Origin of the sequence: Flavobacterium potami (assembly GCF_020026915.1) — a bacterium.
GTDB lineage: Bacteria > Bacteroidota > Bacteroidia > Flavobacteriales > Flavobacteriaceae > Flavobacterium > Flavobacterium potami.
Genome location: NZ_JAINUY010000005.1, coordinates 106582 through 131317 on the forward strand (window position 1 = coordinate 106582; position 24736 = coordinate 131317).

At 34.3% G+C, this 24736-nt stretch carries 16 protein-coding genes; 11 read left to right on the top strand and 5 right to left on the bottom strand.

The features are described from left to right. The first annotated feature begins 133 nt into the window (after positions 1-133). Positions 134-3013: a triple tyrosine motif-containing protein gene (locus K6T82_RS15380; RefSeq protein WP_223707301.1), complete on the top strand. Its 2880-nt coding sequence runs from the start codon at positions 134-136 to the stop codon at positions 3011-3013. Positions 3014-3051: 38 nt separating this feature from the next. On the opposite strand, the gene K6T82_RS15385 is transcribed toward K6T82_RS15380, so the two are convergent. Both K6T82_RS15385 and gldJ read right to left on the bottom strand, forming a co-directional pair. Then, positions 3052-4338, bottom strand: coding sequence for a UDP-N-acetylmuramoyl-tripeptide--D-alanyl-D-alanine ligase (locus K6T82_RS15385; RefSeq protein WP_223707303.1), 1287 nt, complete (start codon positions 4336-4338; stop codon positions 3052-3054). Between the two features lie 118 nt (positions 4339-4456). Then, the gene (gene gldJ, locus K6T82_RS15390) at positions 4457-6142 is read right to left on the bottom strand and encodes a gliding motility lipoprotein GldJ (protein WP_223707912.1); all 1686 of its coding nucleotides are present in this window, start codon (positions 6140-6142) and stop codon (positions 4457-4459) included. A gap of 213 nt (positions 6143-6355) precedes the next feature. On the opposite strand from gldJ, the gene porU reads away from it, so the two are divergent. From porU to K6T82_RS15430, 8 genes are all read left to right on the top strand, one after another. Beyond that, a complete protein-coding gene (gene porU, locus K6T82_RS15395; RefSeq protein ID WP_223707305.1) occupies positions 6356-10192 on the top strand; it encodes a type IX secretion system sortase PorU in 3837 nt (1278 codons plus the stop codon). A gap of 42 nt (positions 10193-10234) precedes the next feature. Next, positions 10235-11440, top strand: a complete 1206-nt coding sequence (porV, locus tag K6T82_RS15400; RefSeq protein WP_223707307.1) for a type IX secretion system outer membrane channel protein PorV — start codon at positions 10235-10237, stop codon at positions 11438-11440. Positions 11441-11517: 77 nt separating this feature from the next. Then, positions 11518-12000 (top strand): cytidine deaminase, encoded by a 483-nt coding sequence (gene cdd / locus K6T82_RS15405; RefSeq protein WP_223707309.1) that lies wholly within the window; start codon positions 11518-11520, stop codon positions 11998-12000. A gap of 160 nt (positions 12001-12160) precedes the next feature. Continuing rightward, on the top strand, positions 12161-13159 hold the full coding sequence (gene pdhA / locus K6T82_RS15410) for a pyruvate dehydrogenase (acetyl-transferring) E1 component subunit alpha (protein ID WP_223707312.1): 999 nt from the start codon (positions 12161-12163) through the stop codon (positions 13157-13159). A 4-nt stretch (positions 13160-13163) separates the two neighbouring features. Further along, positions 13164-14807, top strand: coding sequence for a pyruvate dehydrogenase complex dihydrolipoamide acetyltransferase (locus K6T82_RS15415; protein WP_223707314.1), 1644 nt, complete (start codon positions 13164-13166; stop codon positions 14805-14807). Between the two features lie 91 nt (positions 14808-14898). After that, positions 14899-16746: a hydrolase/aminopeptidase gene (locus K6T82_RS15420; protein ID WP_223707317.1), complete on the top strand. Its 1848-nt coding sequence runs from the start codon at positions 14899-14901 to the stop codon at positions 16744-16746. A 534-nt stretch (positions 16747-17280) separates the two neighbouring features. Beyond that, entirely contained in the window at positions 17281-17811 is a 531-nt protein-coding gene (locus tag K6T82_RS15425) for a carboxymuconolactone decarboxylase family protein (protein WP_223707318.1), read from the top strand. An 89-nt stretch (positions 17812-17900) separates the two neighbouring features. Further along, positions 17901-18779 (top strand): helix-turn-helix domain-containing protein, encoded by an 879-nt coding sequence (locus tag K6T82_RS15430; protein WP_223707323.1) that lies wholly within the window; start codon positions 17901-17903, stop codon positions 18777-18779. A gap of 87 nt (positions 18780-18866) precedes the next feature. On the opposite strand, the gene K6T82_RS15435 is transcribed toward K6T82_RS15430, so the two are convergent. Beyond that, the gene (locus tag K6T82_RS15435; protein ID WP_223707325.1) at positions 18867-20108 is read right to left on the bottom strand and encodes a glycosyltransferase; all 1242 of its coding nucleotides are present in this window, start codon (positions 20106-20108) and stop codon (positions 18867-18869) included. Positions 20109-20220: 112 nt separating this feature from the next. On the opposite strand from K6T82_RS15435, the gene K6T82_RS15440 reads away from it, so the two are divergent. Continuing rightward, a complete protein-coding gene (locus tag K6T82_RS15440; protein ID WP_223707327.1) occupies positions 20221-20802 on the top strand; it encodes a MiaE family protein in 582 nt (193 codons plus the stop codon). Between the two features lie 55 nt (positions 20803-20857). Further along, positions 20858-23617 (top strand): AsmA-like C-terminal region-containing protein, encoded by a 2760-nt coding sequence (locus tag K6T82_RS15445; RefSeq protein WP_223707329.1) that lies wholly within the window; start codon positions 20858-20860, stop codon positions 23615-23617. A 268-nt stretch (positions 23618-23885) separates the two neighbouring features. On the opposite strand, the gene rpmA is transcribed toward K6T82_RS15445, so the two are convergent. Together rpmA and rplU are read right to left on the bottom strand one after the other, a co-directional pair. After that, on the bottom strand, positions 23886-24146 hold the full coding sequence (gene rpmA / locus K6T82_RS15450) for a 50S ribosomal protein L27 (RefSeq protein ID WP_012023622.1): 261 nt from the start codon (positions 24144-24146) through the stop codon (positions 23886-23888). Positions 24147-24170: 24 nt separating this feature from the next. Beyond that, positions 24171-24608, bottom strand: coding sequence for a 50S ribosomal protein L21 (gene rplU, locus K6T82_RS15455; RefSeq protein WP_223707331.1), 438 nt, complete (start codon positions 24606-24608; stop codon positions 24171-24173). Between the last annotated feature and the right edge of the window lie 128 nt (positions 24609-24736).

Below are 24736 nucleotides of genomic sequence, written 5' to 3' on the forward strand. Positions count from 1 at the left end.
ATTACATTACTTTAACAACAACTAAAACGTTGTAAATTAAAAATAATTTAAAAAAACAGATTCAACACAACTGAAAAATCAACGATTTAAATTCAAATTATAGCATTTTTACTAAAAATACATTTAAAATTTTATGAAATTCACAGTTAAGACTTTTGCTTTAATATTGTTCTTTTTCTTACAAAACAAAGGATTTAGTCAAGTAAAAAACATCGGAATTCCAGACATAAAAAACTATAAAAGATCAGAATATAAAGGAGGAACCCAAAACTGGAGTATAGACCAGGACAAAAATGGAAATATTTATTTTGCCAACAACAGTGGATTAATTCAGTTTGACGGTTCAAACTGGCATAAATACTCATTACCCAATAAATCTGAAATAAGAAGTTTGAAAATTGACGCCCTAGGAAGAATATTTGTCGGCGGAAATAACGAATTCGGATATTTTAAAACCAATGAAAAAGGTATTCTAAAATACCATTCTCTATACAATCTATTAAGCCCGATAGACAAAGAAAACATAAATCTAATCTGGAGAATCCACATCTTTAACGGAGAAATTATTTTTCAATCTTTCAGCAAAGTTTTTTTCTTAAAAAATGAGAAAGTAACCACATTAACTGCTCCGCATAAGTTTCAGTTCTCTTTTATGGTAAACAATCATCTTTATTTTCAGGATAAAACTCTCGGACTTCTTGAATATAAGAATAGAAAACTAACTTCTATAAAAGGTACTACAATTTTTAATGACAAAGAGATTTGGTCACTATTTCCGTTATCAAACAATCGACTATTATATGCAACTTTAGAAAAAGGTCTTTTTGTTTCAGAAAATGGTGTTATAAAACCATGGGCAACAGAAGCGAATGAGTTCATCAAAAAGAATACTTCTCTAGGAGGTTCCATTATCAAAAACAAATTCATAATCCTGAATTCGGTATTAGATGGAGCGATTATCTGCGATTTAAACGGAAAAATAATTCAACATTTAAACAGACAAAAAGGAATTCAAAACAATACGATTTTAGCATCATTTATCGACAATAAGAACAATATCTGGCTTGGTCTGGATAACGGTATTACCTTTATAAACGAAAACTCGCCTTTTTCTTATTTCGATTACAGTTACAACATAGGAACAGTTTATGCCTCAACTACCCACAATGGCAATCTTTATGTGGCCACTAACCAGGGGTTATTTTATCATCCTTGGGGACAATCCTTCAAAGACAGTCCTTTTACCAGAGTCGAAGGGACCATTTCCCAGGTTTGGAATATTCAAGTCTTAAACAATGTCCTAATATGTGCCAGCAACAGTGGAGCATTAGTTATTGAAAACAATAGAGTTTCAAAAATTCTAGACACAAAAGGATATTTTGGTTTTAAGAAAATTCCGGATCATGAAAACTATATAATAGGTGAAAGCTATAACGGATTTTCGGTGTTTAAAAAGTCTGCAACCGGCTACGATTATATGCATCAGGTAAAAGGTTTTGATGAAACCACAAATAATTTTTCTGTAGAAATTGACGAAAATTATTTATGGTTAAAGAAAAATCCATTTTTGTATCAGGTAAAACTATCAGAAGATTTACTACGTTTTGATTTTATAAAAAAACACGTTAACATCTCAGACAAACTCAAAGGAATCAACAGTTTACAATTAATCAATAACAAAGTATATTTTCAGGTACAAAATCATTTTTTCCGATATTCAGTTGAACAGGAAACCTTTTTTGAAGACAAAAAGATCACCAAATTGTTTCAAGGAATTCCAACCATTAACACATTAATTGAAGATCCGTCAGGAAGTTTGTGGTACGCTTTCAATGAATCCTTGGGAGTTCTAGCCAAGAATAAAAATGGGACTTATACCAAAAAACAAGCTATATTTTCCAACTTGTCCGGAAATCTAGTAAACAATTATATTTCAGTAAATGCAATCGACCCTGAGAATATTTTTATAGGTTTAACTGATCGTTTGGCTCATTATAATTCAACGATCAAGAACACTTTCATGACTAAACCAAAAGCATTTATCGAAAGTTTTTCATTTCCGGGAGACACTATTTTAACTGGAAACCTACCAGAAAAAGCAGACACTTATTCTATTCCTTACAAATACAATCGAGTTAAATTTACCTTTGCTTCTCCAACATACGAGAATCAGGATAATGTGATGTATTCGTATAAATTAGAGCCATTTGAAGAAAATTGGCGCGGATGGTCGCAAACCGCCATAAAAGAATATACCAATCTTAGAGAAGGCAATTATGTAATGAAATTAAAAGCCAGAAATAGCTATGGTATTGAATCAAATATTACAGAAGTAGAATTTACCGTTTCTCCGCCTTGGTATCGTCACTTTCTAGCCTATTTATTCTATCTGATACTTGTTTTGCTTGGAGCATATCTTATATCGATCAGGATCAAATTAAAAATTAGAAAAAACAGATATTACGAAACGATCGAACAAAGAAGATTATACTTGGAGAGAGAATCAAAAATCAGACACGAACAACATGATCTGGAGAAAGAGATTGAAAAACTCAAAAACGACAAGCTTCAAATAAAAATCTTAGCTAAAGACAAGGAATTGGTAAACAACTCATTACAGGTTGTAAAAAAGAACAAAGTTTTAAATGGTATCATTCATAAACTTAAAGACATAGACACCAACATATTAGACGACAATACCAAATCAGAGTTTAGCAAACTACATAAAAGTATTGTAAAAGAAGTTAATACAGACAAAAGCTGGAAAGATCTTGAAAAACACATCAAGAATGTACATTTTGAATTCTTAAAACGATTAAAGGGACAATATCCAACAATTTCTCCGAGAGAACTCGATTTATCGACTTATTTGTTAATGAATATGTCTACCAAGGAAATAGCCGAAATCATGAACATTTCAACAGGAGGTGTAGAGCTAGCACGTTATCGTCTTAGAAAAAAACTAGGACTAAATAAAAAAGAAAACTTAATTGGATTTTTAATGACTATTTAGAAAACAAAAAAGGCCACTCATTACGAATGGCCTTTCTTTTATGAAATATATTCTAAGGTTCGCTCTAAAGCCATCCCTCGAGATCCTTTGATTAAAATTGTATTATAATCAAAGTTATGTGTTTTCAGATATTCAGAAAAAGAATCAAACGTTTCAAAAAATTGGATATTTTCATTTGAAACCTGATTGGCAAAAAATGATTTCCCGATTAGGAAACATAATGCTTGTGTTTGATTTGACAGTGAATCTACAATGACTTTATGCTCATAAAGACTTTCATCTCCCAATTCGAACATATCTCCTAGAATCATGATTTTATTCTTTTTATCCAATTGAAGGAAATTAGTAATCGCCACAGCCATACTACTAGGATTTGCATTGTACGCATCCAGAATAATCTCATTTGAGCCTTTTTGCATCATTTGAGATCTGTTATTTGCCGGAATATAATCTTCAATAGCTTTCTTTATGTCGTTTTCCTCAACTTCAAAATATTTTCCAATCGCAACTGCCGCATTAATATTATTCGCATTGTAAAGACCTATCAAATGCGATTCTATTTGAAAATTATTGTAATTTATAGCCACAAAAGGATTTGCCGTAATCTCTTCAATATTCAAATCGGCTTTTGGGTTCTTTACACCAAATGTAAAAGATTGTATTCCTTTTGATTTTTCAATCTGAATTGGATCTTCCAGATTTACAAAAACAGTTTTGCCGTTTGCCGACAAATATTGATACATCTCGCTTTTTCCAGCAATTACGCCTTCAACTCCACCAAATCCTTCCAAATGTGCCTTTCCAAAATTGGTAATATAACCAAAATCAGGTAGTGCAATTTGACATAGAAATTCAATTTCTTTTTGGTGATTAGCCCCCATTTCCACTATTCCAATCTCAGTTTCTTTTGTAAACGAAAGTAGCGTTAATGGCACACCAATATGATTATTTAAATTTCCAATTGTCGCTTTTGTTTTGAACTTTTTTGACAATACAACATTAATCAGTTCCTTGGTTGTCGTTTTCCCATTACTACCTGTTAAAGCCACAATCGGAAGCGCCAAATAAGAACGATGAAATCTTGCTAATTCCTGAAGCGTCTCCAAGCTATTTTTTACCAAGATAGTTCGGTCGTCAATAAAATAAGATTCATTGTCAATAACAACAAATAAAGCTCCTAAATCAAGAGCTTCTTTGGCAAATGTATTAGCGTCAAAATTTTCTCCTTTAATTGCAAAAAACATTGAATTCTTTTCAATCTTTCTTGTATCAATAGAAAGAGAACTGCATTGTAAAAACAAGTTATGAATGTCTTGAATATTCATTTTTAAATTATTTAATAGAACATAAAAGTAGAAAAAAAAACAATAAAAAAATTCCAAATTCCAGACTGAATATTCAGCTTTAGGAATTTGGAATTTTCTTTATTAGAATTTCTAAACCTTAGTTTCTAGGTGATTTTCTTTTTTCAGCTTTTGAACCTACTCTAGACATTGCACATCTGAATCCGATGTAGTCAGTTGCCATATCCTGAGGGAAATATCTTCTTTGAGCAGGATCTAACCAGTAAGCTCTATCTCTCCAAGAACCTCCTTTATAAACTCTTACTTTATCATCGATTAAAGTAGTACGTTTACTAGAGTTGTCATATTTTCTGATCATTTTCCCTAAACTGTCTGTTGTAACATTATGCTTAGGAGAGTTGTACATTGCCTGATCTGCTTTAGATCCAGACTCTGAATCACCAAAATCAAAATATCTTGAAGATTGTTTATCACCATCTCTGTAGTTGATATTGTTACTTTGGCTAAAGTTTTGTCTTAAATAAGTTTCTTGTTCATCAACTGGTACCTGAGCAATTTCTCCTGGAAGATTTCTTGCTACAACTTTACCGTTGCTCAATGTGTCATATTTAATAGTAGCTGGAGTAACAATTTCCAATTTACCGTCTTTACCAATTTTGTTTTTAGCATATTGATTTCCTCTAAAGTAGTTAAAATCATTCGCTTCATTATCAATAATAGGTCTGTAAACATCGGCAACCCATTCTGCTACGTTACCTGCCATGTCGTATAATCCAAAATCGTTTGGAGCATAGCTTTTCACAGAGTTTGTGATATCTGCTCCATCATCTGACCAACCTGCAATTCCACCGTAATCACCGTTTCCTTGTTTAAAGTTAGCCAATTGATCTCCTCTGTTTTTACGTTTTGATGAACGTGTATAATCTCCAGACCAAGGATATTTCTTTTGTCCTTTGTAGATATTGTATTCTCTTTGTCCAACATCTGCAGCAGCTGCATATTCCCATTCTGCTTCAGTAGGAAGTCTGTATTCTGGCAAAATGATACCTGAAGAACGTTGTGCATACACATTTTTCTCTTCTGGCACAACACCATCTTTACCTGCTTTAGGTCTTCTTCCTGATTGGTTTTTCTTTAATACCAATTCTTCATTACCACCGTAAGTAGTAGATGGAGAAGCTAAGTAACCTTCTGTATTAAATAAACTTTCAGCACTAACATCTTGTGTTTTAGCACCTTTTTTAAGATATCCATTTTTCTCCAAAACAGCTTCGTTTACACGGTCTGTTCTCCATTTACTAAATTCAACTGCCTGAATCCAGTTAACACCAACTACTGGGTAGTTAGCATAAGATGGGTGTCTTAAATAGTTGTTAGTCATCGTTTCGTTGTAACCTAAACGATTTCTCCAAACTAGAGTATCTGGCGATGCTCCTTCGTAAATATTCTTGTAATTTTCTTCTGTTGGTGGGAAAACTTTCTTCAACCACTCTAGGTATTCTAAGTACATACCATTTGTAACTTCGGTTTCATCCATATAGAATGATTGAACGTGTTGTTGGGTTGGTGTGTTATTCCAATCGTGCATAACATCATCCTGTACTTTACCCATAGTAAACGTACCTCCTTCAACAAAAACCAAACCAGGACCAGCCTGTTGTTTTTTACCTGCATTTCTAGCAGCAGTTCCATTCTGACTATCTACATCCCAGCCAGTTGCTCTAGAAGCGTGACTCGAACTCGATTTTTTGCTACAACTAGCCGTGCCCAACATCAATACCATTGACATCATTAATTGCAAGGCTACAATTTTGTTTACTTTCATACTCATTCTTAGGTGATAAATTTAGGTGCTGCAATATAATAATTAACATTTAATTGGCAACATCTGTTCTCATAATTTTATTTCACTGTTTTTTTACCAGAAAATAACCTATAGTTACGAACGCAAAAATATACTTTTTATTATTACTATAACATGAAATACTATATTTTTACTTACTAAAATATTTTTAAATTAAACCCTTATTTTTGAGGTATGAAACGAGCTTTACAAATTTGTCTTTTTTTACTTCCAATTATCTGTTTTTCCCAGATAAATGGGAGCTTTACAGTAGATTGGCAAGGCAAAAAAGAGATGAATTATGGAGAGCAAAAACTAATTATTCCTTATTTCTCGGGCAATAGTTTTCGATTCGATACTACCAAAAAAAGCATTACTTTGATGCTAAATCTAAATCAATCTGTCTTTTCTGGCTCTAGTTCTATACAAATTTCAAATGTAATTTATGAACAAATTTCGAATGCAGATCTTGGTGATTTAACACCAAACAACATCCCTGAAAAACCAAATGAGTCGATAAAAACAGCTAGCTCGAGAGGCATTCAACAAGTTTTCTTAAATCTTTCTCCTATTATTAAGGACGGAAACAGCTTTAAAAGAATAAAATCTTTTTCATATTCTACGACGGGCTCAACTTCAAGAACAAACAATTCTATTGTTACTCAAAAAAGTGCTGTAATTTCAAATTCTGTTTTAGCATCAGGCGACTGGTATCGTTTTTATGTAGAAAAATCTGGCGTATACAAAATTTCTAAATCCTTTTTGCAAAGTCTTGGTTTTGATCCTTCCAAAGTCGACCCAAGAAGAATAAAAATCTACGGAAACGGAGGAAGAATGCTTCCTTTGGCAAACAATTCGTATTATCCTGAAGATTTAATGGAAAACGCTATCCAGATTTCAGGAGAAAGCGATGGAATTTTCAACAATGAAGATTTCATACTTTTCTATGCGGAAGGAGTTGAAAACTGGAACACAGAAAGTCAGACAAATATTAATGTTTACAGCACAAAATCCTACTATTATATAACCAGTACTGGAAGTGACGGAAAGCGAATTCCAAATTTTGTTCAGCCAACAGGCACCACAACATTAGAGCTTAACACGTTTGATGACTATCAATCGCACGAAACCGACCTCACAAACATAGCTCATTTAGGAAGACAATGGCTTGGAGAATCATTTGACATCAATCAAGAACAGGAATTTTCTTTTAATTTTCCAAATCTAGAAACTTCCGTGCCTGTTAAAATTGAAGTAAACGCCGCATCTGCTGCCTATACCCCTACTTCTTTTACAGTTTCCTCAAATGGACAAAACATCGGAAACATTACTTTCAATTCTTTAATTACAGGTTCTGAAACTAAGTACTACAACGGTAAATTATCCACAAATACAACTTTCACAGGATCCGACAATATTAAAATCAAACTCAACTACAACAACAACGGCGTTCCAGGATCAAAAGGCTACCTTGATTATATTAATTTAATTGCGAAGCGAAAACTTTTAGGTACCGGAAAACAATTCAAATTTCAATACGATCTGGCAGGATCAACAATTGGGGTTGTGAATTACACGATTGGTAATGCTGGAGCTATTTCACAAATTTGGGATATTACAGACCTATATAATATATCAAAAATAGAAAACACAAATCAAGCCTCTTTTAGTTTCAAAGCAAACCTTGGCGAGATAAGAAAATATGTAGCGATTGATGCAGTAGATTATTACACACCTTTAAAAGAAAGTCAGTCCAAAATTGCAAATCAGAATCTTAAAGGCACGTTATTAAAAAATAATCAAAATAGCTTTCAAGATGTCGATTACGCTATTATTACACCCAAATCTTTAAGCTCTCAGGCAGAAAAATTAGCCACTTATCATCGTACCAATTCTAATTTAAATGTAAAAGTAATTACTCTCGAAAACATTTACCAAGAATTCTCTTCAGGAAAGCAGGATATCAGCGCTATCCGAAATTGCATAAAATACATTTACGACAATGCATCTTCTCCAGATAAAAGAATAAAATACATCAATCTTTTCGGAGACGCTTCTTACGATTACAAAGACCGAATTACCAACAACACCAATATTGTACCTATTTATCATTCTTTAAACAGCAACACCGTTGGAGAATCATCTTTTGCTTCAGATGATTTTTTTGGATTAATGGATCCCGATGAAGGAAATATAATTTCTTTTTTTGGAGGAATTGATATCGCTGTCGGCAGAATGTTAGTTTCAGATAACGCACAGGCAAGCGAAATGGTCAATAAAGTCTTGGAATACCACGACACAAAATCGCAAGGAAACTGGCGTAATAATTTTGTCTTAATAAGTGATGATTCCGACCAAAGTTCGGATGCTACCTTACAAGCACGTCAAAATGCTTTAGCCGATCAAATTGCCACAGAAAAACCATTTTTTAATATTGACAAAATATTTCTGGACGCTTACACCCAAGAAGCTTCTGCGGGAGGTTCTCGATATCCGAAAGCTAGAACAGATATTTTTAACGCTTTTGAAAAAGGCGCTTTAGTTTTTAATTATTTAGGACATGGAGGCGAAGATGGTTTGGCAAGTGAAAGAATTTGGGAAAAATCAGATGGACAGAATTTAAACAATCAATACAAATACCCTCTATTCATAACTATTACCTGCGAATTTTCCCGTTTTGACGACCCAACACGACCAACTGCCGGAGAGTATACATTTTGGAATCCAAGAGGCGGCGCTATTTCTATGCTAACAACCATTCGTTCAATTGGACAATTTAATGCCGAAAATTTCAACGACAACTTAAGCAAGAACTTATTATCTTACGGCTCTAATCAGTATAATACCATTGCAGAAACACTTCGAATTTCAAAAAACGAAAATCCTAGCTCATCAAGTAATGTTATTTTTTACCTTGGAGATCCCGCACTAATGCTTGCAATTCCTAAACCTAAAATAAATTTAACCAAGGTCAATGATATCGCGATTTCACAGCCAATTCCGGATTTTAAATCTCTTTCAAAAATTAAAATATCAGGAGAAATAACCGACGAAAATAACGTTCTTTTAAATAACTACAACGGAGAACTAGCGACCGCTATTTTCGACAAAATGATTACAACATCTACCTTAAATAATGATGGTTATAGTCCTGCAATGCAATTTAAAACTTTAGGAGAAACCATTTTCAGAGGAAACGCATCGGTTACAAACGGTCAATTTGAATTTAGCTTTGTGGTTCCAAGAGACATTAGAATCCCTGTTGACAACGGAAGAATAAGTTTTTATTCAAAGAAAAATGAATCTTTAGAGAACCAAACTGGTTATAATAGCACTATCAAGATTGGAGGAATTAACGAAAATGCACCTCAGGACAATATAAGTCCGAAAGTTAAGTTATATATGAACGACGAAACTTTTGTATCTGGAGGCATCACAAATGAATCTCCGTTTCTTTTAGCGTTCTTGGAAGACGAAAACGGAATCAATACAGCAAGTGGAATCGGACATGATATTGTTGCAATTTTAGACGGAGATGTGAGCAATCCCTATATTTTGAACGATTATTATCAGACAAAATTAGACGATTATACAAATGGAAATTTACGTTTCCCGTTAAGAAATTTGGCTCCGGGTTTACATACAATCAGTTTTACGGCATGGGATGTTTACAACAATCCTGTTACAAGCGAAATTCAGTTTACAGTTGTGGGAGACGACTCTTTAACACTGTCACACGTTCTTAATTATCCAAATCCTTTTTCAACCTATACGCAATTCTGGTTTTCCCACAACAGACCGTACGAACCTTTGGATGTCCAGGTTCAGGTTATGACGATCACTGGAAAAGTAGTCTGGACAAAAAATCAAACCATAACAACAGAGGGATTTTTATCAAGAGATATAACTTGGGATGGAAAAGATGATTTTGGAGACCGAATCGGAAAAGGAGTATACATTTATAAACTCACAGTAAAATCAAATCTAACAAATAAAAAGGCAGAAAAATACGAAAAGCTTGTCATCCTATAATATTATATATATTTGCACCACCAAAAACAACTAGTCCCAACAATGAAAAAAATATCACTTTTATTAATTTGTTTTTTTATTTTTTGCAGTTCAAAGGCTCAAGAATCGAGACCTATCGTTACTGGAGTTCCATTTTTAATGGTAGCTGCAGACGCCAGAGCAGCAGGTTTAGCCGATCAGGGAGTTGCAACTTCTGCTGACGTTTTTTCTCAACAATGGAATCCTGCAAAATATGCATTTTCTGAAGATGCACAAGGTCTTTCGATCAGTTACACCCCTTATTTGACAGACCTTGCAAACGACATTTCTCTAGGTCAATTAACTTATTACAACAAAATCAACGAAAAAAGTGCTTTTGCCACGAGTTTTCGTTATTTTGGTTTTGGAGGAATTGAGTTAAGAACAACAGGAGATCCCAACGAAGCGACGAGAACTGTTACACCAAACGAATTTGCCTTAGACGGATCTTATTCATTAAAATTAAGCGAAAAGTTCTCAATGGCAGTAGGCGCTCGTTTTATAAATTCTAATTTAAAAGTTGCCTCAGAAGATGTTGACGCAAAAGCAGCCAGAACTTTTGCTGTTGATGTTGCCGCTTTTTACCAATCTGAAGAAATTGCCTATCAGGATTTCAACGGTAGATGGAGAGCTGGAGTTAACTTTCAGAATTTAGGTCCTAAAATAAGCTATGACAATGATGACATCAGCGCTAGTTTCTTGCCAGCAAACTTAAGAGTAGGTGGAGGATTTGACTTTATATTTGATGATTACAATAAACTTACATTAAGTGCCGAACTTACAAAACTTTTAGTTCCAACCCCTCCAGGCATCGGAACTCCAGTTGATGTAAATGGTGACGGCGATTTTGATGATCCAGAAGACATCACGCAACAAGAAGCTACTGACATTGGCTACAGAAACTATAATGATATAGGCTGGTTTGAAGGTATATTTAAATCTTTCGGAGACGCTCCAGGCGGATTTAAAGAAGAAATAAAAGAAGTAACATACAGCCTTGCTGCTGAATACATGTACCAGGATTCATTTGCTATGCGTTTAGGATATTATCATGAAAGTCCTGAAAAGGGAGCGAAACAATTTTTCTCTTTGGGAGCTGGTTTCAAATACAACATCATGAAAATTGATGTATCTTATTTATTCTCGGCTTCGAAAATAAAAAATCCTTTAGAAAACACACTTCGTTTCTCTTTAACGTTTAACTTTGGAGACAAATACGAAACGTATTAAAAAAAGAACAAAATAAAAACAATTTAATCCAAATTCCGGTATTTCAGGAATTTGGATTTTTTTTCCCTTAAAATCAAATGAAAGAAATAAACATTACAACTTCATTTACGATATACGAGAATTTAAACGAACTTTCGTCCGAAATTCAGAATTTAATGAATCAAGCCGTTGAAATAAGAAAAAAAGCCTACGCCCCTTATTCAAAATTTAGAGTCGGAGCCGCTTTACTTTTAGACAACGGAAAAGTTATTTTGGGCTCAAATCAGGAAAATGCCGCTTATCCTTCCGGTCTTTGTGCAGAACGGACAGCTATTTTTTATGCTGGCAGCGCCTATCCAGAAGCAAAAATCTTAAAAATGGCGATTACAGCAGCTTCAGACACGAATCAGACTACCGCCCCTATTCCGCCTTGTGGATCTTGCCGACAATCTATTGCAGAATACGAGATAAAGCAAGACACACCAATAGAAATCTATTTTATGGGAGAAATTGGAGAGATTTACAAATCATCTTCATTGAAAAATTTGCTTCCATTGATGTTTGATAAAAAGTTCTTGTAAAAAAAAGCCAAAAAGTAGCGTTTAAATTTTACTTCTTAAATGTAATGTCTTATTTTTGCATCCCGACCTTTCGGGCGCAAATTTGTGGGAGGAAACTATTTTGCGTTACAGGCACAATAATCGATAACACAAACAAACTTTAGCAAAAGAAAGAATTCAGATGAAAGAAGTTACAAAAGAGGTATATTTAAAGTGGTATGAAGACATGCTACTTTGGAGAAAGTTTGAAGACAAACTTGCAGCGTTATACATCCAACAAAAAGTTAGAGGTTTTCTACACTTATATAATGGTCAGGAAGCTGTATTAGCAGGTGCATTGCACGCTATGGATTTGACCAAAGACAAAATGATCACTGCTTACAGAAACCACGTTCAGCCAATCGGTATGGGAGTTGATCCTAGAAACGTAATGGCAGAACTTTTAGGAAAAGCAACTGGAACTTCTAAAGGTATGGGAGGTTCTATGCACATTTTCTCTAAAGAACACCGTTTTTACGGAGGACACGGAATCGTAGGTGGACAAATTCCTGTGGGAGCTGGTTTAGCTTTCGCTGATAAATATTTCAATACTGGTGGCGTTACTATGACTTACTTTGGTGATGGTGCTGCTAGACAAGGTTCTCTTCACGAAGCTTTCAACATGGCTATGTTATGGAAACTTCCAGTTGTATTTATCGTTGAAAACAACGGTTATGCAATGGGAACTTCTGTAGAAAGAACTGCAAACCACACTGACATCTGGAAATTAGGTTTAGGTTACGAAATGCCTTGTGGACCTGTTGACGGAATGAACCCAGTAAAAGTTGCTGAAGCAATGCACGAAGCTATCGAAAGAGCACGTCGCGGAGACGGACCAACTTTCCTTGAAATGAAAACGTACCGTTACAGAGGACACTCTATGTCTGATGCACAATTATACCGTTCTAAAGAAGAGGTTGAAGAATACAAAAAAATTGACCCAATTACACAGGTTCTTGATGTAATTATGGATCAAAAATATGCTACTGCTGAAGAAATTGAAGTAATTGACCAAAGAGTTAAAGACTTAGTTGAAGAATGTCAGAAATTCGCTGAAGAATCTCCGTACCCAGACTTACAACAATTATACGATGTAGTATACGCACAAGAAGACTATCCATTTACACCTCATAAACTATAACATCATGGCGATTAAAGTAACAATGCCTCGTTTGAGCGATACTATGACGGAAGGAACGGTAGCGACTTGGTTAAAAAAAGTAGGCGATAAAGTTAGCGAAGGAGATATCCTTGCTGAAATTGAAACAGACAAAGCAACAATGGAGTTCGAATCTTTTAACGAAGGAACTCTTTTACATATCGGAATTCAAGCTGGAGAAACTGCTCCAGTTGATTCATTATTAGCCATCATTGGTAAAGAAGGAGAAGATATTTCTGCTCTTTTAGCTGGTGGTGACGCTCCTGCTGCTGAAGCTCCAAAAGCGGATGCTCCTGCTGCAGAAGCAAAAACAGAAACTGCTGCTCCTGCAAAAGCTGCAACTGAATTACCAAAAGGTGTTGTAGTTGTAACTATGCCTCGTTTGAGCGACACTATGACTGAAGGTACAGTAGCAACTTGGTTGAAAAAAGTTGGCGATACTGTTGCTGAAGGTGATATCTTAGCAGAAATTGAAACTGACAAAGCTACTATGGAGTTTGAGTCTTTCAATGCCGGTACATTATTATACATCGGAATTCAAGAAGGAAGCACTGCGCCAGTTGATAGTTTATTAGCTATCATCGGACCTGCAGGAACTGACATTTCTGGAATTGCAGATAACTTTACTGCCGGAGGTACTGCAACTGCAAGTGCTCCTGCTGCTGAAGAAACAAAAGCTGCTCCTGCTGCTGAAAAAGCTCCAGAAGCTGTAGCTGACAATTCAAACGGAAGAGTTTTAGCTTCGCCATTAGCTAAGAAAATTGCTTCTGATAAAGGAATCCAATTATCTCAAGTTAAAGGATCTGGAGAAAACGGACGTATCGTAAAAAGCGATATCGAAAACTTTACTCCATCTGCGCAAGCTGCTCCATCTTCAAATACTTCAGCACCTGCTGCTAAAGGAGAAGAAAAAGCTGCTGCTCCAAAAGTATTTGTTCCTGCTGGAGAAGTTTACACAGAAGAGATCAAAAACTCTCAAATGCGTAAAATCATTGCAAAACGTCTTTCTGAATCATTATTCACTGCTCCTCACTACAACTTAGTGATCGAAGTAAGCATGGACGAAGCAATGCAAGCTAGAGCTGCTATCAACAGCGTTCCAGATACAAAAGTATCTTTCAACGATATGGTAATCAAAGCTTGTGCTTTAGCATTGAAAAAACATCCAAAAATCAACTCTACTTGGAAAGAAGATGCTATCATCATCAACCACCACGTAAACATTGGTGTTGCAGTAGCTGTTGAAGACGGATTAGTAGTTCCTGTATTGAAATTTACAGATGCTATGAGTTTATCTCAAATTGGTGGTTCAGTAAGAGATCTTGCTGGAAGAGCTAAAAACAAAAAACTAGGACCACAAGAAATGGAAGGAAGCACATTTACAGTTTCTAACCTTGGTATGTTTGGTATTACTGAATTTAATTCAATCATTAACCAACCAAACTCTGCAATCCTTTCTGTAGGTGCAATTGTTGAGAAACCAGTAGTTAAAAACGGTCAAATCGTAGTTGGAAACACAATGATGTTATCATTAGCTTGTGACCACAGAACAATTGACGGTGCAACTGGAGCTCAGTTCTTACAAACATTAAAACAATACATCGAAAGCCCAGTTACTATGCTAGCTTAATCTTTGTTAATTTTATAATTAAATCCCGTTTTGTTTATTCAAAACGGGATTTTTTGTTTAATTTTCATCCTCTAATTCAATACCTCATAATATGAAGAAACTAATTCTTGTCGCTTTATTTCTGACAGCAATTGCCTGCCAGAAAAAAGAACAAACCGAAAAAACAGCAACCGTTGTTGATGAACACAGCTATTCTAAACCAGAACTTGCTGTCGCAAAACATCTTGACCTAGACATTAAAGTCGATTTTGATACGCAAACTATTTCAGGAAAAGCATCTTGGACCATCGATAATATCAGCAAAGGAAATGAAATCATCTTTGACGAAAACACTTTAAATATTACAAAAGTAACTTTAGGTGATGATGAAAAAGAAACTAAATTCGAGCTTGGAAAAGACACAGAGTTTCACGGAAAACCAATTCATATTACAATTGAGCCGAACACAACTAAAGTTAACATCTATTATAACACAACAAAAGATGCTGTCGCACTACAATGGTTAAAACCAGAACAAACAGCAGATAAAAAGAAACCTTTTGTATTCTCACAAGGAGAAAGCGTCTGGTCTCGTACATGGATTCCTTGTCAGGATTCACCAGGAGTTCGTTTTACTTATAATGCAAAAGTGACGGTTCCTAAAGATTTATTGGCTGTAATGAGTGCTGTAAATCCGCAGAAGAAAAACGATACTGGAGTTTATACTTTTAAACAAGACAAAGCGATTCCTTCTTATTTAATGGCAATTGCTGTTGGAGATATTGAATTTCAAGCTATTGACAACAGAACGGGAGTATACGCAGAACCTTCAATGCTAAAGAAATCAGCTTACGAATTTGCTGAACTTGGGAAAATGGTTAATGCTGCTGAAAAACTTTACGGACCATACCGTTGGGGACGTTACGACGTTTTGGTTTTACCTCCAAGTTTCCCTTATGGCGGAATGGAAAATCCAAACCTAACTTTCTTAACTCCGGGTGTAATTGCAGGAGATCGTTCGCTGACCAGTTTATTGGCGCATGAGTTAGGTCATAGCTGGAGCGGAAATTTAGTTACAAATGCTACTTGGGATGATATTTGGTTAAACGAAGGTTTCACAACTTATGTAGAGCACCGAATTGGAGAAGCTATTTTTGGAAAGAAAGAATTTGAAATGCAAAATGTTATCACCAACAAAGAATTGACCGATAATGTTGCAGAATACGGAAATACAAGTCCAGACACAAGACTTAAAGTAAGCTTAACAGGAAGAAATCCAGACGACGGAATCAGCATGATTCCTTACGTAAAAGGTTATGCATTTTTAAGAGTTATTGAAAATGCTGTTGGTAGAGAGAAATTTGATCCGTTTATTAAAAACTATTTTGATTCTCACGCTTTTCAATCTATTACAACAGAAGATTTTGTGAAATATTTAAATGAAAATTTAATTAAAGGAGACAAAGCTTTAGCAGACAAAATCAAATTAGAAAATTGGATTTACAAACCAGGAATTCCATCAAACATTGTTCCTGTAAGTTCTACTGATTTTGACGCAATTGATGCTATTCAAAAAAGCTGGAGACAAACGGGCGTTGCAGGTTTGAGCAAAAAAATCACAACTACGGCAGAAAAACAGCATTTTATAGATCATCTTCCAGCTGATATTACAGTTGCAGAAATGGACGCAATTGATAAAGAATTCAATTTTACTAAAGGCGGAAATTTCATTATCAAACGTCAATGGTTTGTTCAGGCGTTAATTCATCAATACAAACCGGCTTATCCTGCGATTGAGCAATTCTTAATTGGAATAAGCAGAACTGGATCTGTAATGACGCTTTATAAAGAAATGGTAAAAACTCCTGAAGGAAAAGTTTGGGCAAAACAGGTTTTTGAAAAAGCAAAATCGGGTTATCATGCTACGACTATTCAGGCTGTTGAAGGTATATTAAAATAGTATTCAGTCGCAGTTTTCAGTCGCAGTTTGGATACTGGAAACTGAGACTGAAAATGAAAACTCAAAAAAATCCTCGTTTACAAATTGTAATCGGGGATTTTTTATGCGCATTATCTTTGTCAAAGTTTAAAACTTTGACAAAGATTCTTGATTTTGATTGCGGAGTTACTTGCGAAGATTCCTCGTCCCTCGGAATGACAACTAGATGAAAAAACTTTATAAAAGATGACAAAACAAATGTAAACATTCTTATAAAACCTAAATTAGCCCAGATTGAAGCAGAAAGCCCGGAGTTCAAAAGCCTTATTTTTCTTGCCAGAAAACAGCGACCAACGGAAGCTCGTTTTATGGCTTAGAAAAATCAGGCTTTTGTGCAAGGACTTGAAGCGGAAAGCTGGATCAGCTCCTGAAAATAAAGCTAGGGAAAATTATCCATCACATAGCGTCAATCCTCCATGTTCTAAAATCTGTAATCGTTGCAACTTTGTAATGTCAAAAGACAACAACAAATAACAACTTTAAATATTAAATAAAATGACACGATTAACAGCTTTAAACCCAGAAGAAGTAACAGGAAAAACTAAAGATTTATTCAACGCTGTACAAGCAAAATTAGGCGTTGTTCCGAACATGATGAGAACAATGGGAAATTCTCCAGCAGTTTTGGAAGGATATTTGAATTTAAGCGGTGCTTTGAGCCACGGAAAATTGAGCGCAAAAACTGGCGAATTAATTGCATTGGCCGTTTCAGAAAGCAATTCTTGTGATTATTGTTTAGCGGCTCACACATTTATTGGTGAGAAATTAGTAAAAGCAGATCCAGCAGTTTTACACGCAGCAAGAACAGGAAATTCTACAGACGCTAAAACAGAAGCGATTTTGCAATTGGCGAAAACTTTAATCAGCAAAAATGGTTTAGTAAATGACGAAGATGTAAATAAAGCTAAAACTGCTGGAGTTTCTGATGCAGAAATTGCCGAAACTGTTGCACATACAGCTTTGAACGTATTAACAAACTACTTCAACAATTTAGCTAATACTGAAATTGACTTTCCTGCAGTATAAATAGCAATCACACGATAACAAAAATCAATTTATAAAGATAGTTGTGAATTTATTTCATAACTATCTTTATGTTTTCAAAAACCAATTTTATGAGCTCGCAAAATGTTTTTACTTTAATAAATCCACAAAACGGTAATTTAGCTTTCAAAATACTTTCTTTTGATGACAATAGCCATTTTGATTATTTACAGCGAAATAATTATTACTCTTTAATTTGGGTTACCAAAGGAAAAGGCAAAGTAAAAGCCGATTTTGCAGAACATTATTTTGAAGAAAACTCACTTCTCGCCTTTTCGCCTTATCAACCCTTTATGCTTTGTGTAAATGAGCCGATTGAAGGAATCGCAATTCATTTTCATTCTGATTTTTACTGCATTTATATGCACCAAAAAGAGGTTTCCTGCAATGGAGTTTTGTTCAACAATATTTATCAGCCACCATACGTAAAGGTTACAGAACAAGCAGCGCTAACTTTTAAAATGGTTATAGAGCAAATGAAAGCTGAGATTCAAAACACAGAATTAGCGCAGTACGAGTTGCTTATTTCGTATCTGAAGATCTTTTTAATTACTGCTTCAAGATTAAAAACAGAACAATTGGAAGAAAAAAATTCGGTTCCAGATTCCAAAGAACCAGTAATTCTTCAAAGTCTAATTGATGCTATTGAACTGAATTTTAAAACCAAACATTCGGCAGGAAATTATGCCGATTTATTGAATATTTCTCCAAAAGCGTTGGCCAAATTATCCAAAAATTACTTCAACAAAACTTTAACCGATTTAATTTCGGAAAGAATCGTTATCGAAGCCAAAAGAGAATTGTACATGACCAATAAAACGGTCAAAGAAATTGCTTACGAATTAGGTTATGATGATGAGCATTATTTCAGTCGTTTCTTTAAAACCAATGCAGATGTTTCTCCGCAAATTTATCGCGAAACTGTAGGTTTTGGAAAAATGGAAGCTTAAATTAGTTTTCAGTCTCAGTTTTCAGTCGCAGTCACTAGTTACTGCAAACTGAGACTGAAAACTGAGACTGAAAACTGAGACTGAAAACTACTTATTTTTCTCTTCGATCCATTTTGACATGTACATTGTGCTTTTATACGCGTGGTGTTGCAATAAATTTCCCATGAAGTTATGGAGACGATGGCTTTTTGAATCTGCTAAAAGTGAATTTGTTAATGAAATCAATTTATCTGAATAATCTTTTTTTTGATAACATTGATTAATGATTCTGATTCCGTTTTTTTGAGATTGTTTCCAAAGGTTTTCATCTTGATAAAGTGCAATTGCTTTTTTAGCAAATTCTGCTGGATTATCTTCAATAAAGCCATTCCAAGATAAATCTTCGTGCATTGCTTCAGATCCAATAGAAGTTGTTATACTTGGCGTTCCGCATTGCATCGCTTCTAACAGCTTTCCTTTTAAACCTGCACCAAAGCGAATTGGCGCTAGAACAACTCTTGATTTCTTTACAATTTCATTAGCATCTTCTGCCCTTCCCATGATATAAAAACCATTTTTAGGCTGATGCAATTGCAATACTTTTTGTGACGGATAAGCTCCGTAAACTTCTAAAACTGCTTCTGGAAAATCTTTTTTTATAGAAGGCCAAATTGCTTCTTTTAAATGTTGAACAGTATTCCAGTTTGGTTCGTGAAGAAAATTTCCGATGAAAACAAAATTTTTCCTTTCGTTAAAAGAAGGCAAATTTGAAAGTTCTTCTTCTTTCATTTCATCAACCAAAAACGGAAGATAAAACAGTAAATCTTCATTGATTCTGAAAACATTTTTTAAGATATTCATTTCAAAATCAGAAATAATCAGAGACAAATCGCATCTTAAAATACTAGCGATTTCACGTTTTGCTACTTCTTCAGATAATAAATCTTGTATTTCGAAAGTTCGGTTTTCTTTAAAAGCTTTTTGTCTTGCGGTTCTTAAACAATGCAGATCTTCTGTATCTAAAATTCGTATTGCATTTGGACATTTTTCAACAACTCGCCATCCAAATTGTTCTTCAATCATAAAACGATCAAATAGGACAACGTCTGGATTTAACTCCAAAACAAAATCATCAAAACTTGAAGAATTAAGTTCGATGCTTTTTTTTATTACTCCAAACTCAGACAAATCAACCATAAAATCACTGTCTTGGGCGGCACTGGCAAAAGTAATTTCGAATCCGTTTTGTTTAAAAATCGAAATCAATTGCATCATTCGCCCGCCTGCTGCAGAGGAATTTGGTTCAGGCCAGACAAACCCAATAATTAAAAGTTTTTTTATCTGATTCATTGCATTTTTTTTGAACATACAAAATAATGCTTTTTTCAGCTTAATCCCTCGATATTTCCTGATTTTTGGTCATAAAAAAACACTAATTTTGCAGAACTAAATGCTGGAAATTATGTTGGGATTAAAATTGGCTACAGACCCAAGATGGGTAAATATCGTTGAATCCAATATCGAAGAAATTTTAACGGATCACGCATGGTGCGAACAAAAAGCAGCGTCAAACGCGATTAGCATCGTAACGTACAATTCTGAATTGGAAGAATTAGTAACTGAAATGCTTGAAATTGCCAGAGAAGAACTGGAGCATTTTCAAATGGTTCACAACATTATAAAACAACGCGGATTGACTTTAGGTCGCGAAAGAAAAGATCATTACGTAAATGAACTTTTTAAATTCATGAAAAAAGATGGAAGCCGACGCGATGCACTTTGCGACCGTTTATTGTTTTCTGCTATGATTGAAGCTAGAAGCTGTGAGCGTTTTAAAGTTCTTTCTGAAAACATTCAAGATCAAGATTTAGCTAAATTCTATCGTGATTTGATGATTTCTGAAGCAGGGCATTATACCACCTTTTTAGGTTTTGCCAGAAAATACCAAGACAATATCGACATCGATAAACGATGGAAGGATTGGATTGAATATGAAGGTTCTATCATTACCAATTACGGTAAAAATGAAACCGTTCACGGATAAATTACGCTCTTTTTAGACTCTATTTTTACATTTAAATACCACACAACAACTCGTTATGCAAAAAAGTAAATCCAGATCAATCGTATTCAAAATTGCGAAGTATTTCGGAATAACTTTCGCGGTTATTTTAGGATTATTATTTTTAACGCCTATCGTCTTTGAAGATCAAATTAAAGAGCAGATCAAAAAAACCGCTAACGAAAGATTGAGCGCAGAATTGAATTATTCTGATGTTTCAGTTTCTTTTTTCCGCCATTTTCCGTCGCTTACCTTGACCTTAGACAATTTAAGCTTAAATGGTTCTGCACCTTATAAAAATGAAAAATTCATTACCGCCAAAGAGGTTTCGTTTGGAATAAATGTGGCGAGTTTGATTTTTAGTAAATCGGTAAAAATTGACCAGATTTATTTATCTGATTCTTTTATTAATGTAAAAGTGAATCCGAATGGAGAGGCGAATTACAACATTTACAAGTCGCAGGAACAAGCTTCAAAATCAAAAGACAGCTCTGATACGGCTTTAAAACTGGAACGAATTGAGATTTTAAACAGTAAAATTGTTTACGATGACAAGTCGACAAAAGTTCATTTTGATGCTTTTGGCTTTAATTATTTAGGAAAAGGAGATTTAAATAAAGCTGTTTTTGATTTATACTCAAAAGCGAAAATTGAAAAATTAAATATTGTTTATGAAGATGAACCGTATTTAATGAACAAAAAGATTGATGCCGACTTAATAACAAAAGTAAATATCAACTCTCTTTCGTTCTTTTTCCAACAAAACAATTTAAAAATCAATCAACTTTTGGTTGACTTTAAAGGGAAATTTGATATTTTGAAAGATGGTTATAATATGGATTTTGTCATCAAATCTGATAATAGTGATTTGTATGATGTTTTTACAGCGTTTCCTCCAAAATACATTACCTGGCTTTCACAAACCGAATTAAAAGGAAAAACCGATCTTCTTTTTACCTTAAAAGGAAAATATATTACATCGCAAAACATAGCGCCAGATCTGAATTTGGACGTAAAAGTGAAGGATGGTTTTGTGAATTACAACAAAAGTGCATTTCCTGTTTCTAATTTAAATTTAGATATCAAAACAACAGTACCGTCGTTAAATCCAGATTTAGTAATTGTTGATGCCAAAAACCTAGCTTTAAACATCAATCAGGATTATTTAAAATCTAAGTTTTTAGTTAAAGGAATTAACACACCCGACATTAATGCAGATTTTAAAGCCAAAATTGATCTTGAAAAATTAACTAAAGCACTTGGAATTCCAGACATTGAATTGAAAGGAGCTTTAGCAGGAGATTTAAAAGCAAACGGAATATTTGACCAGAAAAACAAACGTTTTCCTGTTACAAACGGCGTTGTTAATTTAGATAACGGATATTTGAAAACACCTTATTATCCAAATCCAATTACAAATATTACGATTAAATCGAAAATCGAAAACCAAAAAGGAACTTTTCAGGATTTAAAAGTTAGCTTAAAACCAACTCAATTTACTTTTGAAGGAAAACCCGTTTTTGTACAAGCTGATTTGAGCAATTTTGACGATTTAAATTATGATGTTAAGGCAAAAGGTGAACTTGACGTAAGCCGAATTTATAAAGTTTTCTCTCAAAAAGGTCTTGATCTAGATGGCTTCATTAAAGCTGATTTAGCTTTAAAAGGAAAACAAAGTGATGCCGAAAAAGGCAACTACAGCAAATTAAACAACAAAGGAACTCTTGAATTGAGAAATATCGGAATTGCTTCTGAATATCTTCCACAGAAATTCATTATTAAAGAAGGAATTTTCAAAATCAATCAAGATAAAATGACTTTTAATAATTTTCTAGCGGCTTACGGACAATCTGATTTTAAAATGAATGGATATCTACAGAACGTTATTAATTATGTAACCACCAATACAGGCATTTTAAGAGGTTCTTTTAAAGTTACAGCAAGATATATTAATGTCGATGAGTTCATGTCTAAAACCGAACCGAATACTTCGGTTACACAAAGTCCGACTTCTAAAACAGAAACAAAATCCGCAGAAAACAAACAAACCGGAGTTATTATTGTTCCAACGAATTTAAATTTACAGTTATTGGCAAATGCTCAAAAAGTAAATTTCGACAAATTAAACCTGCAAAATGCTACCGGAAATCTTAGCATGAAAAACGGCAAACTAACCATGCAGAATACTGGTTTCGATTTAATTGGTTGCAAAGTTTCAATGAACGCCAATTATCAAGCAGTAACACCTCAAAAAGCTAATTTTGATTACGCTATTAAAGCCGCTGATTTTGATATTAAAAGAGCTTATAATGAAATAGAAGTTTTTAGAAAAATGGCCAGCGCCGCAGAAAAAGCACAAGGAATTGTTTCTTTAGATTATCAATTAAAAGGTCGTTTAAACGGAAATATGGAACCTGTTTATCCTTCGCTTGCCGGAGGAGGAACTCTTTCTGTAAAAGATGTAAAAGTACGAGGTTTGAAAATGTTTAATGCCGTGAGCAAACAAACCAATTCAGAATCGATGAAAAACCCAGATCTTTCTAAAGTAGACATTAAAACAACCGTTAAAAACAATATTATAACTGTAGAACGTTTTAAGTTTAAATTTGCAGGATTCAGACCAAGAATTGAAGGCACAACAAGCTTAGACGGAAAATTGAACTTAAAAATGCGTTTAGGATTACCTCCTTTTGGTATTTTCGGAATTCCACTTACTGTTACGGGAACTCAGGATAATCCTAAAGTAAAAGTAGGTAAGAAAACAGAAGACTTAGAAGAAACCAAGGATACTGAATAAGTAAATTTTAAAATTTGAAATTCCAATCTTATCAACCTTTGTCAAAGTTTTAAACTTTGACAAAGGTTTGCATGAAACCATTTTATCACATAATATTTGTCATTTCGACCGAAGAGAGAAATCACACTAGAAACTCTACAAAGATTGGCGATTTTCTTTGCGGAATTACCAGTGTGATTTCTCCCTTCGGTCGAAATGACAACTTTACTAAAAATAAAAAACCCGATCATTTCTGAACGGGTTTTTTATAAAAAGTAATCTATGATTATTATGCCTCGAATGGGATAATAGATACATAAGATTTGTTATCTCTTTTCTTTTGGAACTTAACAACTCCAGCAACTCTTGCGTGAAGAGTGTGATCTTTACTAATGTAAACGTTTTCACCTGGATTGTGTTTTGAACCTCTTTGTCTAACGATGATGTTCCCAGCAATAGCAGCTTGTCCACCATAAATCTTAACGCCTAGACGTTTTGATTCTGATTCTCTACCATTCTTCGAACTACCGACACCTTTCTTGTGAGCCATGACGTATGAGTTTAAATATTGTTATTATTCTTTAGTAGCTTCTTTTTTAGCTTTTGGAGCTGCTTTTTTTGCTTTTGGAGCTTCTACTTCTTCAGTAGCTGCTTCTTCTGCTACAACTGCTTTTTTAGCTGCTGCTTTTTTAGTTCCTCCTGCTGCAGTAATACCTTCAATTACAATTTGTGTAAGATATTGTCTGTGACCATTTCTTTTTTTGAATCCTTTTCTTCTTTTCTTTTTGAAAACGATTACTTTATCACCTTTTAAGTGTTGTAACACTTTAGCTTCTACTGAAGCACCTTCTATAGCTGGGGCGCCTAAAGTTACATTTCCGTTATCATCTAATAAAAGAACTTTGTCAAAAGAAACTTTTGAACCTTCTTCGTTAGCTAAACGGTGAACATAAACCTTTAAGTCTTTGCTTACTTTAAATTGTTGCCCTGCTATCTCTACGATTGCATACATACCAAATTGATTTATTGATTTTTAAGGTTGCAAATATACAACTAAAAATTTATTGTGCAATCTATAGAAGTAAAAATATTTCATTCGTAAAAAACACTGTGTTTCAAGCACTTTAAAATGCAAATCCT

What these genes read in the sequence shown, in the direction of transcription:
- K6T82_RS15380 (WP_223707301.1), top strand. Translation starts at nt 134, where the DNA reads ATGAAATTCACAGTTAAGACTTTTGCTTTAATATTGTTCTTTTTCTTA.
- K6T82_RS15385 (WP_223707303.1), bottom strand. Translation starts at nt 4,338, where the DNA reads ATGAATATTCAAGACATTCATAACTTGTTTTTACAATGCAGTTCTCTT.
- gldJ (WP_223707912.1), bottom strand. Translation starts at nt 6,142, where the DNA reads ATGAAAGTAAACAAAATTGTAGCCTTGCAATTAATGATGTCAATGGTA.
- porU (WP_223707305.1), top strand. Translation starts at nt 6,356, where the DNA reads ATGAAACGAGCTTTACAAATTTGTCTTTTTTTACTTCCAATTATCTGT.
- porV (WP_223707307.1), top strand. Translation starts at nt 10,235, where the DNA reads ATGAAAAAAATATCACTTTTATTAATTTGTTTTTTTATTTTTTGCAGT.
- cdd (WP_223707309.1), top strand. Translation starts at nt 11,518, where the DNA reads ATGAAAGAAATAAACATTACAACTTCATTTACGATATACGAGAATTTA.
- pdhA (WP_223707312.1), top strand. Translation starts at nt 12,161, where the DNA reads ATGAAAGAAGTTACAAAAGAGGTATATTTAAAGTGGTATGAAGACATG.
- K6T82_RS15415 (WP_223707314.1), top strand. Translation starts at nt 13,164, where the DNA reads ATGGCGATTAAAGTAACAATGCCTCGTTTGAGCGATACTATGACGGAA.
- K6T82_RS15420 (WP_223707317.1), top strand. Translation starts at nt 14,899, where the DNA reads ATGAAGAAACTAATTCTTGTCGCTTTATTTCTGACAGCAATTGCCTGC.
- K6T82_RS15425 (WP_223707318.1), top strand. Translation starts at nt 17,281, where the DNA reads ATGACACGATTAACAGCTTTAAACCCAGAAGAAGTAACAGGAAAAACT.
- K6T82_RS15430 (WP_223707323.1), top strand. Translation starts at nt 17,901, where the DNA reads ATGAGCTCGCAAAATGTTTTTACTTTAATAAATCCACAAAACGGTAAT.
- K6T82_RS15435 (WP_223707325.1), bottom strand. Translation starts at nt 20,108, where the DNA reads ATGAATCAGATAAAAAAACTTTTAATTATTGGGTTTGTCTGGCCTGAA.
- K6T82_RS15440 (WP_223707327.1), top strand. Translation starts at nt 20,221, where the DNA reads ATGTTGGGATTAAAATTGGCTACAGACCCAAGATGGGTAAATATCGTT.
- K6T82_RS15445 (WP_223707329.1), top strand. Translation starts at nt 20,858, where the DNA reads ATGCAAAAAAGTAAATCCAGATCAATCGTATTCAAAATTGCGAAGTAT.
- rpmA (WP_012023622.1), bottom strand. Translation starts at nt 24,146, where the DNA reads ATGGCTCACAAGAAAGGTGTCGGTAGTTCGAAGAATGGTAGAGAATCA.
- rplU (WP_223707331.1), bottom strand. Translation starts at nt 24,608, where the DNA reads ATGTATGCAATCGTAGAGATAGCAGGGCAACAATTTAAAGTAAGCAAA.